11 protein-coding genes, 3 tRNA genes and 1 other RNA gene are annotated in these 14,413 nt (G+C 40.4%); 12 read left to right on the top strand and 3 right to left on the bottom strand.

From position 1 onward, the window contains the following. Together rnpB and PQO03_RS19490 are read right to left on the bottom strand one after the other, a co-directional pair. Positions 1 to 366: RNase P RNA component class A (rnpB, locus tag PQO03_RS19495), an RNA gene on the bottom strand. Between the two features lie 70 nt (positions 367 to 436). After that, positions 437 to 712, bottom strand: a complete 276-nt coding sequence (locus PQO03_RS19490) for an Rdx family protein (protein WP_274152739.1) — start codon at positions 710 to 712, stop codon at positions 437 to 439. Positions 713 to 1,083: 371 nt separating this feature from the next. Between PQO03_RS19490 and PQO03_RS19485 the strand changes: the two genes are divergently transcribed. The 11 genes from PQO03_RS19485 (at position 1,084) to gcvT (ending at position 12,317) form a co-directional block, all read left to right on the top strand. Next, positions 1,084 to 1,293: a hypothetical protein gene (locus PQO03_RS19485; protein WP_274152738.1), complete on the top strand. Its 210-nt coding sequence runs from the start codon at positions 1,084 to 1,086 to the stop codon at positions 1,291 to 1,293. 90 nt (positions 1,294 to 1,383) lie between these two features. Next, the gene (locus tag PQO03_RS19480) at positions 1,384 to 1,719 is read left to right on the top strand and encodes a DUF2288 family protein (protein ID WP_274152736.1); all 336 of its coding nucleotides are present in this window, start codon (positions 1,384 to 1,386) and stop codon (positions 1,717 to 1,719) included. Positions 1,720 to 1,877: 158 nt separating this feature from the next. Further along, positions 1,878 to 4,142 (top strand): GspE/PulE family protein, encoded by a 2,265-nt coding sequence (locus PQO03_RS19475; protein WP_274152735.1) that lies wholly within the window; start codon positions 1,878 to 1,880, stop codon positions 4,140 to 4,142. A 2-nt stretch (positions 4,143 to 4,144) separates the two neighbouring features. Then, complete coding sequence (queC, locus tag PQO03_RS19470; RefSeq protein ID WP_274152734.1) at positions 4,145 to 4,825, top strand: 7-cyano-7-deazaguanine synthase QueC; 681 nt, start codon at positions 4,145 to 4,147, stop codon at positions 4,823 to 4,825. 65 nt (positions 4,826 to 4,890) lie between these two features. Beyond that, positions 4,891 to 4,966, top strand: a tRNA-His gene (locus tag PQO03_RS19465). A 17-nt stretch (positions 4,967 to 4,983) separates the two neighbouring features. After that, a tRNA-His gene (locus PQO03_RS19460) sits at positions 4,984 to 5,059 on the top strand. 27 nt (positions 5,060 to 5,086) lie between these two features. After that, complete coding sequence (locus tag PQO03_RS19455; RefSeq protein ID WP_274152733.1) at positions 5,087 to 5,650, top strand: response regulator; 564 nt, start codon at positions 5,087 to 5,089, stop codon at positions 5,648 to 5,650. Beyond that, positions 5,647 to 7,527 (top strand): ABC-F family ATP-binding cassette domain-containing protein, encoded by a 1,881-nt coding sequence (locus PQO03_RS19450; protein ID WP_274152731.1) that lies wholly within the window; start codon positions 5,647 to 5,649, stop codon positions 7,525 to 7,527. Before PQO03_RS19455 ends, PQO03_RS19450 begins: the two co-directional genes overlap by 4 nt. Positions 7,528 to 7,707: 180 nt before the next feature. After that, positions 7,708 to 7,789 (top strand) — tRNA-Leu (locus PQO03_RS19445). Between the two features lie 358 nt (positions 7,790 to 8,147). Further along, the gene (gene gcvPB / locus PQO03_RS19440; RefSeq protein ID WP_274152730.1) at positions 8,148 to 11,147 is read left to right on the top strand and encodes an aminomethyl-transferring glycine dehydrogenase subunit GcvPB; all 3,000 of its coding nucleotides are present in this window, start codon (positions 8,148 to 8,150) and stop codon (positions 11,145 to 11,147) included. Positions 11,148 to 11,237: 90 nt separating this feature from the next. Then, positions 11,238 to 12,317: a glycine cleavage system aminomethyltransferase GcvT gene (gcvT, locus tag PQO03_RS19435; RefSeq protein WP_274152729.1), complete on the top strand. Its 1,080-nt coding sequence runs from the start codon at positions 11,238 to 11,240 to the stop codon at positions 12,315 to 12,317. Between the two features lie 104 nt (positions 12,318 to 12,421). Here gcvT and PQO03_RS19430 read toward each other — a convergent pair whose 3' ends face one another. Beyond that, positions 12,422 to 12,982 (bottom strand): flavodoxin family protein, encoded by a 561-nt coding sequence (locus PQO03_RS19430; RefSeq protein ID WP_274152728.1) that lies wholly within the window; start codon positions 12,980 to 12,982, stop codon positions 12,422 to 12,424. Between the two features lie 275 nt (positions 12,983 to 13,257). On the opposite strand from PQO03_RS19430, the gene PQO03_RS19425 reads away from it, so the two are divergent. Beyond that, positions 13,258 to 14,376 carry a hypothetical protein gene (locus tag PQO03_RS19425; RefSeq protein WP_274152726.1) on the top strand — a complete coding sequence of 373 codons (1,119 nt, stop codon included), beginning with the start codon at positions 13,258 to 13,260 and terminating at the stop codon, positions 14,374 to 14,376. Positions 14,377 to 14,413: the final 37 nt, after the last annotated feature.

Raw genomic sequence — 14,413 nt, 5'->3', positions numbered from 1 at the left:
AAATTGCAACCGGCTGTAAGCCAGATCCTGTCTTTTGCGAAAAACGCAAATGGACGGTCATTTGACTATGCGATCAGAACCCGGAACTATATTTCCAAAGAAAAACGATACGAGTAGCATCTTTGTTCCCTATTTGATCTTGCACCGGACGGGGTTTGCCATGCTGCTCCGCTTTCGCTAAAAGCACGGTGAGCTCTTACTTCACCATTTCACCCTTACCTTGCAAGCAAGGCGGTTTAATTTCTGTGGCACTTTCCTTCCTGTGACTTTATGGGACACAGTATCCTACTTTACGAAAGGACATCCTACTCTACGGTGTCTGGACTTTCCTCTATGGTAAACCATAGCGACCGTCAACCGGTTGCGTCGCTAACTTAGTTTACTATTATGTCTACGCAATCTGCCTTTGCGTATTTATAGAAGCTTATTTGAGCTTTTATTCTGAATGGCCCAAGTTCTTATCAGGGCATATGATTGAGCGGACTTTTTGCTTTAGGATTTTTAACTCAGGGAAGCCCTGGTTCTTTTTTCGGCAGTGAATTATTTTATCGTTTACGAAAACTTGAAAAGTGCCCGCTATTTCGGATGGGCATAGTGCTAGTTCAGTAATTTCTTTCTCAAAAGTGGTGAGTAATTCTTGGCTGATCCAAGAAGCTCTTGTTAGCCACCTACAGCCAGGGCAGTAAATGATCGTTATTTTATTCTGTTTCATCTTGTTTACGAATTATTTATTTTGCTTAAGTTTGATTTATAAATATGCCACGATTATATCGAAAATATATAGTTTGTTATAAAATTTAATGATTAATTTTATAAAAAGCCAAGAAAAATGCTCTTAGAGGAGCTTTTGAAACCTCTCAGTATACGAATATCGTAAAGCTTTAGCCTTGCTCCCCCCGTATATCGTATATATTTTATGACATTAGCGCTGATTATATTAAAAAATATAAAAGTACGATGAATGGCACTTCGAAAATGTACTAAGGTGTTTAAGTTAGCGTCGAAATTGGCAGTTCAAGAATAAAATAAAGTTTACTGTCGATTAATTAGAGAACTGTTTGTAATACTTTAAGGAAGTCAATTATGATTATAGAAGCTGAATTAGCTATTAGAACAGATGAAGCGAATGACAATCACCATTTGTGGAACAACAATGGTACATGGTTTATCCATTACACGGTATATCCAACTGCTGTGACTAAAAAACGTATTAGACGCTCGTTAAAAACGAAATCACTTGGTGAAGCGCGTCGTTTAAGGGATGATATATTTCTCTCGTTTGAAGTGAAATAAACTTCGTTTTTTTCTGTAAAGACGTATTAAGGAAGTGAAACGCTGTGTAAAGTGTTTCACTTTTTTATTTTTTACAGGGATTACAAAAATATGAATGAAAAACTATTAAAAGAAGCTGATTGGTGTGAGTGGCACGATTTACATGATTCGTTTCTACGAGATATTTTGTTTGCGGTTAAAGAATGTGAAGATTGCTTTGTTTTAGCAGAGTCAATTGCCCAAAATGATAGTCAAGTTATCGTGGGTGCAATAGAGTCTGGTGCTATTTATCGTCCAGATGGTTTTCAAGTTGAGAAATGGAAGAACGAAAAAGTTCGTTTTTTAACTTTGATTGTATCGCCTTTTGTTCTTATTCAGCAAATGAATATGGCTGATTACGCAAAGATTTTAGAAAGACAAGCAGAGGTGCTCAAGAAAGAGCAGTAGGGCATGCTTAAAAAAGCGAAGATCGTGTATTTGAAGTGATCTTGAAGAGAAATATACAGAAAAGCTGTGCTTGGGTTCCTTATGGTGCTTTAGATGAGTTGCAAAGATTTAGAGCCAGTGAAATATTAGAGAATAAATGAAAATAGCTAAGGTTTTTTATGGATACGAACGAAGAGTTAGATCTACGCTTTAAAGAAGTCGTTGAGCGCTTACAGGAAGCAGATAAATTAGAGGACACACTCTGGGAAATCGAAGCCGATTTATTAGATATTTTTGGGGCGGAAAGATTTACCATTTTTCAAAAAGATGAGAATGATAAAGAGATCGTTTCATGGTACAGGACATCTTCAGATTCTGTAGATGAGATTCGCCTCTACACCTCACCATCATCGTTAGCTGGTTACGTGGCGATGACACGTCAGGCCTTGATGGTTGATGATGCCTATGATTCTGAGTATCTAGAAAGTGTTCACCCTGAACTTCGTTTTGATGATGCATATGATAGATCTTCTGGTTATATGTCAGAAGCGATGATTATGGTGCCAATTATTCATAAAGATAAGCTCTATGGTATTTTTCAAGTTATTAATAATATCGATGGTGGTGCTTTTCCAGATGAAACATATTTCAGAACTGTGGAATTTGCCAAAGTTGTGTCTGAAAACTTCCGCTATGAATTAAAAAGTAGTCGCGGAGCCTTTGATCAGCTGGTAGAAGCAGGTGTTATTAGTGTAGAGACTTTTGAAGAAGCAGAAGAGATGTCCAGTGAAGAAGGGATTCCTTTGGCATCGGTACTGAAAAATAAATTCAGTGTTAATGCGGCCGATCTAGGTAATGCACTTTCTGATTTCTATCAGGTTCCTTATCATCCTTTTGACCCTAGTTTTGAGCTTGACCCTAGTTTAATTGAGAATTTGAATGTTGGTTTCTTGGCGAGTAATAGCTGGGTGCCAATTATGAATGATGGTGAGCATGCTGTAGTTTTGATGTCAGATCCAGCTAATGAAGAACTCATCATGGAAATTCAGAATATCGTAAAAGCGATTTACTATGATTTTCATGTTGCATTTAGAGAAGATATCGATCAGTACCTTGGCTTGAGTTCCAAGGAAGAAGAGCGACTTAAAGCCTTTGGTCAGCTTGATGATATAATGGAGGGCGAGTCTGCTTCTGTAGCTTCTGATGAGTTAGGAGAGAGTGAAGAAGATGGTGATATTCTTGACTCAAATGAAGAGTCAAAAATCATTCAATTAGTAAATAAAATTATTGTTAGGGCGACAATGGATGGTTGTTCAGATATTCATATTGAGCCACATAAAGGCAAGCGTCCAGGTGAAGTACGTTTCCGTATTGATGGTGTCTGCAGTAAAGTTTTTGATATACCTGCATCACTTATGGGAGCGGTACTTTCTCGTATCAAGATTCTTTCTAATCTAGATATTGCAGAAAAAAGAAAACCTCAGGATGGTAAGATGGGGCTCCGTTTTCAAGGTGCTACACTGGAACTTCGTGTAGCGACGCTTCCAGTAGTTAATGGTGAGTCTGCAGTGATGCGTATTCTAGCTCAGGGTGAGCCACTTCCCTTCAATAAGCTTATGCTTTCACCTGGAAACGAATCAAAGCTTCTAGACCTTCTGAAAAACCCTCATGGAATTATGCTTGTGGTAGGCCCGACGGGATCAGGTAAAACAACCACGCTTCACGCGGTTCTTGGTACACTTAATAACGAAGAAAGAAAAATTTTAACAGCAGAAGACCCTGTGGAGATTACTCAGGCAGGACTTCAGCAGGTGCAGATGCAGCCTCGTAAAGGCTTAACTTTCGCGATTGCCTTACGTGCATTCTTACGATGTGACCCTGATATTATTCTAATTGGGGAAATGCGTGATGCGGAAACAGCGGAAGCGGGTGTAGAAGCGTCCTTGACAGGTCACTTAGTGTTCTCGACACTACATACGAACTCGGCTCCTGAGACTGTTATTCGTCTGCTTGATATTGGCTTAGATCCAATGAACTTTGCAGATGCTTTAGTGGGCGTATTAGCTCAGCGTCTTATGCGTACGCTTTGTGGGAAGTGTAAACAGCCCGTTAAGCCCGAAAAAGATGATCTTGATAAATTGATCCATTTCTATGGAGAGGAATTCGTAGATGAGCTGGGTTACGATTTTGACACGCACGAGATTATGGAAGCTCGCGGTTGTGATAAATGTGGTGAAACGGGATATAAGGGTCGAGTGGGTATTCATGAACTAATGGAAGCCACTCCAGAGATGAAGAAGCTTGTGGCAAAAGCATCCCCTGTAGCTCTCTTGAAAGAGCAAGCGGTGAAAGATGGTATGCGCACTCTGATGCAAGATGGTGTCTGGAAGATTTTTGAAGGAGTTTCTGATCTTGCTCAGTTAAGAAGGGTGCAAGCACATTAATCATGAAAAAAGCAGCAGTTTTGATTTCTGGTGGTCTAGATTCGACCACTTTGTTACATCACGTAATTAAAAGTTTAGGCTATGATGAAGTATATGCCTTATCTTTTGATTATGGGCAAAAACATTCGCAGGAATTAGTTCTTGCTAAAAAACAATGTGATAGCTTAGCTGAAGTTAAAGAGCATAATGTCCTCGATATCTCCTATATGGGTGGTTTTTTGGGGGCGAGCTCAGCCTTAGTAAAAGGGGGAGTAGACGTTCCTGACTTAAAGGATATTGCAGAAGGCGATTTAGATCAGCCCGTGACTTATGTTCCCAATAGGAATATGATGCTTTTATCTATTGCAGCTTCCTTTGCGGAAAGTCGTGATTGCCGTCAGCTTTATTATGGAGCTCAAGCCCAGGACGAGTATGGTTACTGGGATTGTACGGAAGACTTTTTGGCTAGGATGAATGATGTTTTTTCTCTGAATCGACGTACGGGTGTTCGTGTAGAAGCCCCTTTCGTAAATATGAGTAAAGGGCACGTGGCAAAAATCGGTTTAGCTTTGGGGATTGACTACGCTCAGACATGGACTTGTTACCGTGGTGGTGAGCTGCCGTGTGAGGTATGTCCCTCCTGTGTAGAGCGCGCTTTGGCGTTCAAAGAATGCGGAATTGAAGACCCCTTATTAAAAAGATAAAAAATCTCTAAAAATTGGTTTTGCATTTTTTGTCTGTGCATGTACTATGCTGGCCTACCTAGGTGGTGGCTATAGCTCAGTTGGTAGAGCGCCGGATTGTGATTCCGGCTGTCGCCGGTTCAAGTCCGGTTAGCCACCCCACCTTTTTTTATTTTATGGTGGCTATAGCTCAGTTGGTAGAGCACCGGATTGTGATTCCGGCTGTCGCCGGTTCAAGTCCGGTTAGCCACCCCATTAAAACTTTAACTCCCTTGTTTATTTATGAAAAAACATGCTCTGACTACAAATGAAGCAGCGGGCTTGTTAGGTTTTGCTCGTACGAGTGTTATTAACTGGGTAGAGAAAGGTGAACTCAAATCATTCTTAACTCCAGGTGGTCATCGCCGCTTTGAGATGGAAGATATCCAGGCCTTTGCCACCAAGCGTGGTATTCAATTAGATAGTGAAGAATCAAGCAAAGCAGATACGAATCGTGTATTAGTCGTTGATGATGATAAAGACTTTCGTCAATTTTCTCTAGAGACCTTAGAGCTAGCTGGAAATTTCGAAGTAAAAGAAGCCGTCAATGGTATTGAAGCCGCTTTAATTACAGGCTCATGGAAACCAAATATTATTTTACTTGATTTACACATGCCACAAATGGATGGTTATGAATTTATTGAACAACTTCGACGAGATGAGCAGTTCAAGGATACAAAAATTATTGTTTTAACTGCCTATGCAGATGAAGAAACACGAGCAAAAGTCGGTGATGTACATGACTTGATATGTAAGCCGATAGGAATTAAAGACTTTGTTAACAAATTACGTGATGTATCAAAATGAAAGAACGTGGAATCCCTTTACTAGATGCGATTGATTTAACTTATGCGATTGGGCATAGAATGTTGTTAGATCATATCTCTTTTACTATTCATAATAATGACCGAGTAGGCTTAATTGGTCGCAATGGTACAGGTAAATCAACCTTACTTAAAATCTTATCCAAAAAACTTGAACCTTTTGAGATTTCCGACATTCGTTTCAGTAAAGGTTTAAAAGTTTCTTACTTATCCCAAGATTTTGATATTAATCCTGATTTAACTGTAATAGAGAATATTCGAGAAGGTGCGGGTTACATTTATGAGCTTCTGAAAAAATACGAAAGCGGTGATCACGATTCAGATGAAATGTTTCGCATACAAGATGAGATTACAGATTTAGATGCTTGGGATTTAGATGCCTATGTCTTAGAACTTATTACGAGATTATCATGTCCTAGTCCAGAAACGTCTTGTAAAGATCTTTCTGGTGGAGAAAAACGTCGCGTGAATTTAGCAAAAGTATTAGTGTCAAAACCCGACTTATTGATTTTAGATGAACCGACGAATCATTTGGATTCGCATGCAGTAGAATGGTTGGAGAAGTGGTTAGAGACTTACTCCGGAGCCTTGATAATGGTAACGCATGATCGTTGCTTTTTAGATAGCGTGTGTAATCGAATTTTGGAACTTTGTGATGGCCAGGCTGAGTTTTTCCCGGGGAATTACTCAGTTTATTTAGAGCAGAGTACGGCACGTGATATCGCCTTATTAAGGGCAGACAATAAACGTCATCAATTCTTGAAGAAAGAACTCGAATGGGTACGCAGAAGTCCGAAAGCCCGTTCAACCAAGTCTCAGAGTCGAGTAGATCGTTTTAATGACTTGAATGATAAAGATAGTTTTGCACTACAGGCAGATGCCGAATTGGTATTGCCTCCTGCAAAAGTTATTGGTAATGTCAGTATAAGCTTGGAGAATATCTGTAAATCATTTGGTGATAAGCAGCTCTTTAAAGATTTAAGTTTTGAATTAGAGCCTGGCCGACGCATTGCCCTTATGGGTGGCAACGGTATGGGTAAGACAACTTTACTCAAGATGATTATTGGACAAGAAGAGCCCGATTCTGGTATTATTATTCGAGGTGCAAGTTTAGATTATAATTACGTAGATCAGAGTCGTAGTCAATTAAATGAAGAAAATACAGTTTTCAATGAAGTCGCTGGCGGTGCAGAATCTATACAATTAGGTGCTGTTACTTTGTCGACTCGTTCTTACTTACGTCGTTTTCTTTTTACTGATGACCGTATTAATACAAAGGTAAGTAAGTTATCTGGTGGAGAAAGAAATCGTTTGTTACTTGCGCGTTTATTGCGTAAGCCTTGTAATCTGTTGATTCTCGATGAACCAACCAATGATTTAGATTTGTCGACTCTACAAGTTTTAGAAGAAGCGCTAGTGGCGTGGAAAGGAACTTTGCTCTTGGTATCGCACGATAGATGGTTCGTGAATCGTGTCTGTAATGGTATCCTTGGTTTTGAAGGCGATGGCCAGGTGTATTATCAAGATGGTGATTATGACTACTATCTCGACAAAAAAGCTGAGAGAGGGGAGAGCGTAGCAAAAATTATTGTCGAAACTAAACCGATTGAAGTTGAGGTGCCGAAGCAAGTATCAAAGAAACTGACTTGGAAAGAAGAACGAGAGCTCGAAGGCATGGAAGATTTTGTTATGAGCTTGGATGAAATCATTTCTACAATCGAAGCAGAGATGAATAAACCAGTGTTTTTTCAAAAGACAGCAGTTGAGATTCAAGAAAAAACTGATGAACTCGAATCCTCTAAAGTAAAATTAAACCAAGCTTATGCTCGTTGGGAAGAACTTGAGGCGAAAAAGGCTTAATAGGCCCGCTTGTTTTTAGTAGTTTTTCTCTGTAAAAGTAGCTAAATTTATTGATCTTTTTACAAAAAGATAAAAAACCTTTATAAAACATTCTTTTCCTAAAATTATTGGCTTGAAGCCAGGTAAAAGATAGCTATGTTCAGCTCACTAAATCATCTGATGATGACTTAGATGTCAAATGCCTGAGTGGTGGAATTGGCAGACACGACGGACTTAAAATCCGTTGCCTCACGGCGTGCCGGTTCAAGTCCGGCCTCAGGTACTGAGCCCCTTTCGCAAGATTGGGGCTTTTTCTTTGCCTGGATTAAATGGAAGAATCTAATATTGTTCTATAATTTACTCTTTATGGCGCTCAAATTCAGCTGTGCCTCTCGAGGTGACAGGAATTTTGAAATTATTGAGTTTTAGTGGTCCTTTTTAAATCATGATTTAAGAGTCATAAGCTTCTTGTTATTAAGTAGAAATATATCTTGTGGGGGGTTCTGAGTAAGCAGTCCCAGAAGATGGATTTTTAGGTGTGATAAAAGATAGATTTTAATGAAAGTAACTTTTGCGACTTAGAGCTTTTCGACTATATTTAGCGATAATTTTAAAACAATATAATTAGAGTTCACTAAATCATGACTTACGACCCAAGCGTCAATCCACGCGAAACTAAAAAACACTATATATCTGCTACTGAAGAAGACATCAAAGGAATGCTTGGTGCTCTAGGCCTAGAAAAACTTGAAGATCTTTACTCGCATATTGCAGATGATATTAAATTCGATGGTGATGTAGACATCGCACCAGCTAAATCCGCGAATCAAATTATCGAAGAACTATCTGCGATGGCCGCAAAGAACAATATTAAACCTTCCTTCCAAGGCGGTGGTTTAAAAGCGTACAAAGTTCCCGATATTACAAATATCGTTCTCGGTATTCGCGAACTAACAACTTCTTACACTCCTTACCAGCCAGAGCGTTCCCAGGGCACTTTAACGACTCACTGGATCTATCAATCCTTGATATCTCAGCTTACTGGTTTTGAAGCAGTCAATGCTTCTATGTATGACCGTGCAACAACTCTTTACGAAGCACTTAAGTGTTCACAGAAAATCCAAAAGAAAAAGAATACGGTTCTTCTTCTGCCCTCTCTTTTTCCGAATGACATCGAAGTTCAATTAACTCAGTGTAAAAACACAAAGTTGAATGTTGTGATTCTCGATGATCCCTCTTTTGCTGAAACAGGTCTTATTTCCGTTGATGCAGTAGCGGCTAAGGTCGAAGAAATCGGTGATGATCTCGCATCTATCGCAATCCCGCAAATCAATAGTGTTGGTTCCCTCGAGAACGTTAATGCATTGACTGACCTTGCTCATTCCGCAAAAGCTCTAGCAATTGCAATCGTTGACCCAATTCTGCTCGCGACAGGCGGTCTAGTGCCTCCTTCACAATGGGGCGAAAATGGTGCGGATATATTTGTTGCTGAAGGTCAACACCTGGCGATAGCACCAAACTACGGAGGCCCAGGTCTTGGTATTTTTGGTATCCGCTATAATAAAAAAACGGCTAAGCATATTCGTGCCACTGCCGGTCGTTTTATTGGTAATGCTAAAGATATAGCTGGTCGTGACTGTAAAGTTATCGTACTCTCCACTCGTGAGCAACATATCAAACGTGAAAAAGCAAACTCCAATATTTGTTCCAACGAAGCTTACATTGCTACAGTAGCTGGTGCAGCTATCCTCAATCGCGGTGAAGAAGGAATGAAAGAAGCGGCCACTCTCTCTAGAGTTAATGCGGCGGCAGCGGCTTCTAAGCTCACATCTTTTGATGGTGTCGAACTCGCTTTCCCCGATGCGGCATTCTACAACGAGTTTACGCTCAAGCTTTCTGTTTCTGCTCGCAAAGTTCTCGACAAAGCTAAAGAGAATGGCATCTACGCGGGTCTCGATGTATCGGCTCGTATCGACGTTTCTGCAGACAACTTCCTCATGCTTACTTTTACAGACCTCCAAGAGCAGTCCGACTTCGACGCACTTTACGCAACATTCGAAGCTGTTTTTGGTACTGCTACTACAGCTCAAGAACTCGCAGATAACACTTCCTTCCTCCGTGAAGACGTAGTTGGTATCGCGACATACTCTACGGAAGAACTTGCTAAGTATTACCAAGATCTTGGTTACCAGAATATCTCTCCAGATAGCTCTATCTATCCATTAGGGTCTTGTACAATGAAATACAATCCCTACCTCAACGACTACATAGCGGGCTTAGATGACTTTCAGGATACTCACCCCGAGTCTGACGAGTCTGACGTTCAGGGCAATCTCGAGATGATTTACCAAACGCAAGAATACTTCAAAGCGATTACGGGTCTTGCAGGTGTGACCACTCAGCCAGTCGCAGGAGCTCAAGGTGAATTCGTAGGGATTAAACTTTTTCAAGCTTACCACGAAGCTCGCGGTGATTTCAATCGCGACATAATTCTCATTCCGCATTCTGCTCACGGAACCAACCCAGCGACGGCAACTTATGCTGGTTTTGAAACAAAAACTATTGAAGGTGTTAAATACGGTATAGTTGAAATCGACGCACTTCCATCCGGTGAAAAAGATCACGAACAACTCAAAGAACTCATCAAAGAATACGGTGATCGAATTTGTGGTGTGATGGTGACAAACCCAAATACTTGTGGTGTTTTCGAAACCAACTTTAAAGATATGTCTAAACTCATTCACGGTGTTGGCGGACTCGTTTACATGGATGGCGCCAATATGAATGCAATTGCGGGCTGGATTGACCTCGATAAACTCGGTGTTGATGCAGTTCACAACAACACACATAAAACTTGGTCAATTCCACATGGTGGTGGCGGTCCTGGTGATGCATTTGTTGCTGTATCTGATAAGTTCCTCGATTTCCTCCCGGGAATTCAGGTTGATAAAGACGAGAAGGGCATATTTTCTATGCGCAAGACTGACAAGTCTATCGGTTCAATTCACCGTCACCATGGTAACTTTGCTCACAAAGTACGTTGTTACACTTATCTCCAAGCGCTCGGTTGCGACGGAGTAAAGCGCATGGCGGGAGTTGCAGTCCTTTGTTCCCGTTATCTCTTCAAACGCTTGAGTGAATCATACACGGTTCTCCCCGCGGGTAATAAAATAGATAAAGTAATGCATGAATTTATTCTCACGCTTTCTCCTGAGCAATTTGCGAAGGCGGAAGCTGCGGGCACACCTAAATCTATGATTATTGCACGTGTGGGTAAGCTCTTCCTCGACTTCGGTTTTCACGCTCCAACGGTGGCTTTTCCAGAGGTGTTCGGTTTGATGGTAGAGCCTACTGAGTCTTACACTAAAGATGAGCTCGATCGCTTTGCGGATGCTTGTTTGGAAATCCTCAAGCTCGTGGACACCAATCCTGAAGTCTTACAAACAGTGCCACACTTCACGCCAATCGATCGTGTGGATGACCTTACAGCAAACAAAAAGCCAGTTCTGTCCGAGAAATTGACTAGCCTTCCGGTTATTATCCCGAATCGAGTTGAGCCACATGTTCTTGCACAAATGCCGATTGATGAAATCAAGCAATTGATTCTTAAGGCTCACACGGAAAAACTCGCACTTGTTTAAGTATTTTAATTCTTAGTTTTACTGAGTTCTGACTCAGTAAAGTTAAGTCTGCAATAAAAATTTTAAGAATATATAATAACAGGTATCCACATGGAAATCGATCAACTTCAAAAAACTGCTTTACTCGAAACACATATCAAACATGGTGGTCGTATCGTTGACTTCGGTGGCTGGGCTCTCCCCGTTCAATTCACATCTATGATCAAAGAACATAAAGCTGTTCGTTCCGCGGCAGGTCTCTTTGACTGTTCGCATATGGGGCAGTTCTTTATCTCAGGTAAAGATGCTTATGCATACGTTCAGTACATGATTTCCAATGACCTAGATAAGATCGCTCCTGGTCGTGGTCTGTATTCTGGTTTACTCTATGAAAACGGTACATTTGTTGACGATATTATCGTTTATCTCGAAGATAAAGAAAATATTTTCATCGTCGTTAACGCTAGTAATATCGAGAAAGACTTTGCATGGTTCGAATCTCATAAAGGCAATTTTGATGTAAGTCTCGAAAATAAGTCTGACGAATATTCACTGCTCGCGCTCCAGGGACCTACGGCTTCTGAAACGGTTGAGAAATTTTTCCCAGGTATCTACGATGGGCTCGAGACTTTTGGGCATGCAGCTATCGAATTCGAAGGTCAATCCGGCTATATTTGTCGTTCTGGTTACACGGGTGAAGCCGGTGTCGAAATTATTATCAAAAATGAAGCAGCTCCCGCTCTTTTCGACGCTATCGTTGAGGCAGGTGTACTCCCTTGTGGTTTAGGTTCACGTGATACACTTCGACTAGAAAAAGGTTTTTCCTTATACGGTCACGAAATCACTGACAAGACAAATGCTCTCGAAGCGGGTCTTGCGTGGGTTTGTGCTCTTAATACAAAAGAAAACTTCATCGGGAAAGCGGCTCTTGAGAAAATTAAAGCTGAAGGTAAATCTCGTAAATTGATTGGCTTCACTGTAACGGAGCGTCCCATTGCTCGTGATGGTGAAGAATTTATCGACGAAGAAGGCAATGTTATTGGCCTTATCACTTCTGCGACTCATTCTCCGATGCTCAAGCAGGGTATCGGTCTAGGTTATCTCCCTGTTGGCTACGATAAGGATACCGTTCAAATTAGAACGGCTCGTAAAGTAATCACTGGTACACTTTGTAAACGTATCTTCGTCTAGATTATTTGCAGATAAGCAAAAAGGGCTTTGGATAAATTCCAAAGCCCTTTTTTATTATCTGAGTACGCGGTTTTTGATTCCCGCATTACGTAAGTGAATTAAACTTAACCTAAGTATTTGAAGCGGTCGTAATCTTGTTCTAATGGATGATGATGTTTGTTCCCATGATGAAGAGTACTGACCCATTCAGCTAAGCGTCGGCCTAGGCGTCGGCAGGATTCTTTAACTTTTTCTTCGCGTGGCTCACCGGCACAAATACTTCCGTAGTGTGGTGAGAATTGTTTATCTACATAGTCGGTAACACCAAAAGTTAGAAAGCCATAGTTCATTAAAATAGTGAGTAAAGTCATACAGGTGAGTTCTTGGCCACCTCCCCATGCGCCGCCAGAACTGAAAGCACAGCCGATTTTACCGTCACTTTTCCCCCAACCTTCTGGAGGGAGTTTGTCCCACCACATTTTCATTTGATGAGATACGGTTCCGTAATTAGTAGGAGAACCTAAGGCTATGCCATCGCACCATGTGAGATCTTCGTGTGAGGCATCATCAACTGAAAGGCAACGAATTTCAGCGCCTTCTATTTGTTTTGCGCCTTCCGCAACGAAATCGGCCATTTTTCCTGTGTTACCGTCGTTACTATGGAAAAGTATAAGTATTTTTGACATCATTAATCTCCTGGATTTTATTAAGTATACTTTACATCTACATGGTATAGCTGACGAGTACGAGTCATAGATAAAAAGTATTTGTGTGGAAAAAGCTGTGAACTAAAGCTCTAAGTAATTTTTCTAATACGAGTTCGCGGATTTAGGATTTAGTACAGGATGAAGAGTGATTAGGAAGAAAGTAATCATTTTCACTTAGCTTAGAAGTCAATTGAGTTGTACTGACGATCACTTAATGTCTATATTTCTTTATATTCAGATAAATGGGGGCGATTGTGAAATTAAGTTTCATTGCGGATGGCAAGTTATTTTTTAAAAGAACTGATAATGTTGAAGAGATTAAAAGTCAGTTTGTAGAAGATCTGATATTGAAGTTAGAGAAGAGCGAAAAACTTAGTGCTTGGAAACAGGAGAGTACTAATCCGATGAGCCCGTCAGTCTGGGGTGGTCAGGCGCGAGCCTCGCAACAAATTTATCCACGCTTTATCGATGTATGCAAAGGTGAAGAAGGCTTTATTTTTTATTTGATAAATTATAGCGAGGTTACGGCCTTATTTAAATATGAGCTTGAGACTAAAGTAGAGACTCGCCTATTCCATAAAAATAATTTCCCTCTAAGATCAATAGATTACTCTAGTGAAAATAAAGAATTTATTGGTAGCTTTGTGGAGGAAGATGGGTCGTCAAATCTTATCGTTCTCAATGAAGATGGGAGAATGCTCAATAGTATTACAGCAGGGGACTCTTTGGACTTAAATCCGAGTTTTTGTCGTAAAAATCCTGATCTTATTTTTTATTCTAGTGCGGGAATCGCACGAGATGAAATGGGCAATTATTTAGCGCATGATATATTCTCTCTCCATTCAATCGATAAGAAAACAATGCAAGCAGACGATATATATCGTGGGGAGACAAATTCTCTTGTGCCTAAAACGAATAAATCCGGAGAGTTGTTTTTTATTAGCTCGCCTTATAAAGGAGCTCCGAAAGTTACGATTATTCAGCAGCTGAAAAACATTGTATTATTTCCCTTTTATTTCGTGGGTGCCATTTATAATTTCTTGAAAGTCTTCACGCAAATTTTCAACCATGACCGTGTAGAGGCGGGTGCGGCTCAGCAAACGAAAAAAGAGAAAGAAATTAATCTATTAGGTGAATGGGTTAATTGTTCCAAGCTTAAGAAAAACAAGCAAGGAGAAATAAATTTGGTGCCAGAGAGTTGGGTATTATGCTCGCATGATGGTGCTACGATTTTGGAGCTGAAGAAGCATATTAATGCTTTTGATATCAATACCGATTCATTTGTGTACACAAATGGTTTCAAACTCATTGATAAACTGAGTGATAAGCTCATACACAAAGAGAAATTGGTGGAGAAAGTTTGCTTGCTTTAGTTATAGAGTAGAGGACTGCTTAAGGGATGCAGTCGTC

Source organism: Lentisphaera profundi (assembly GCF_028728065.1).
GTDB lineage: Bacteria > Verrucomicrobiota > Lentisphaeria > Lentisphaerales > Lentisphaeraceae > Lentisphaera > Lentisphaera profundi.
This window is presented reverse-complemented; position numbering and strand designations above follow the sequence as displayed.

Bases quoted from the DNA above. Each gene is read 5' to 3' on its own strand.
- PQO03_RS19490 (WP_274152739.1), bottom strand. From the start codon at position 712: ATGAAACAGAATAAAATAACGATCATTTACTGCCCTGGCTGTAGGTGG.
- PQO03_RS19485 (WP_274152738.1), top strand. From the start codon at position 1,084: ATGATTATAGAAGCTGAATTAGCTATTAGAACAGATGAAGCGAATGAC.
- PQO03_RS19480 (WP_274152736.1), top strand. From the start codon at position 1,384: ATGAATGAAAAACTATTAAAAGAAGCTGATTGGTGTGAGTGGCACGAT.
- PQO03_RS19475 (WP_274152735.1), top strand. From the start codon at position 1,878: ATGGATACGAACGAAGAGTTAGATCTACGCTTTAAAGAAGTCGTTGAG.
- queC (WP_274152734.1), top strand. From the start codon at position 4,145: ATGAAAAAAGCAGCAGTTTTGATTTCTGGTGGTCTAGATTCGACCACT.
- PQO03_RS19455 (WP_274152733.1), top strand. From the start codon at position 5,087: ATGAAAAAACATGCTCTGACTACAAATGAAGCAGCGGGCTTGTTAGGT.
- PQO03_RS19450 (WP_274152731.1), top strand. From the start codon at position 5,647: ATGAAAGAACGTGGAATCCCTTTACTAGATGCGATTGATTTAACTTAT.
- gcvPB (WP_274152730.1), top strand. From the start codon at position 8,148: ATGACTTACGACCCAAGCGTCAATCCACGCGAAACTAAAAAACACTAT.
- gcvT (WP_274152729.1), top strand. From the start codon at position 11,238: ATGGAAATCGATCAACTTCAAAAAACTGCTTTACTCGAAACACATATC.
- PQO03_RS19430 (WP_274152728.1), bottom strand. From the start codon at position 12,982: ATGTCAAAAATACTTATACTTTTCCATAGTAACGACGGTAACACAGGA.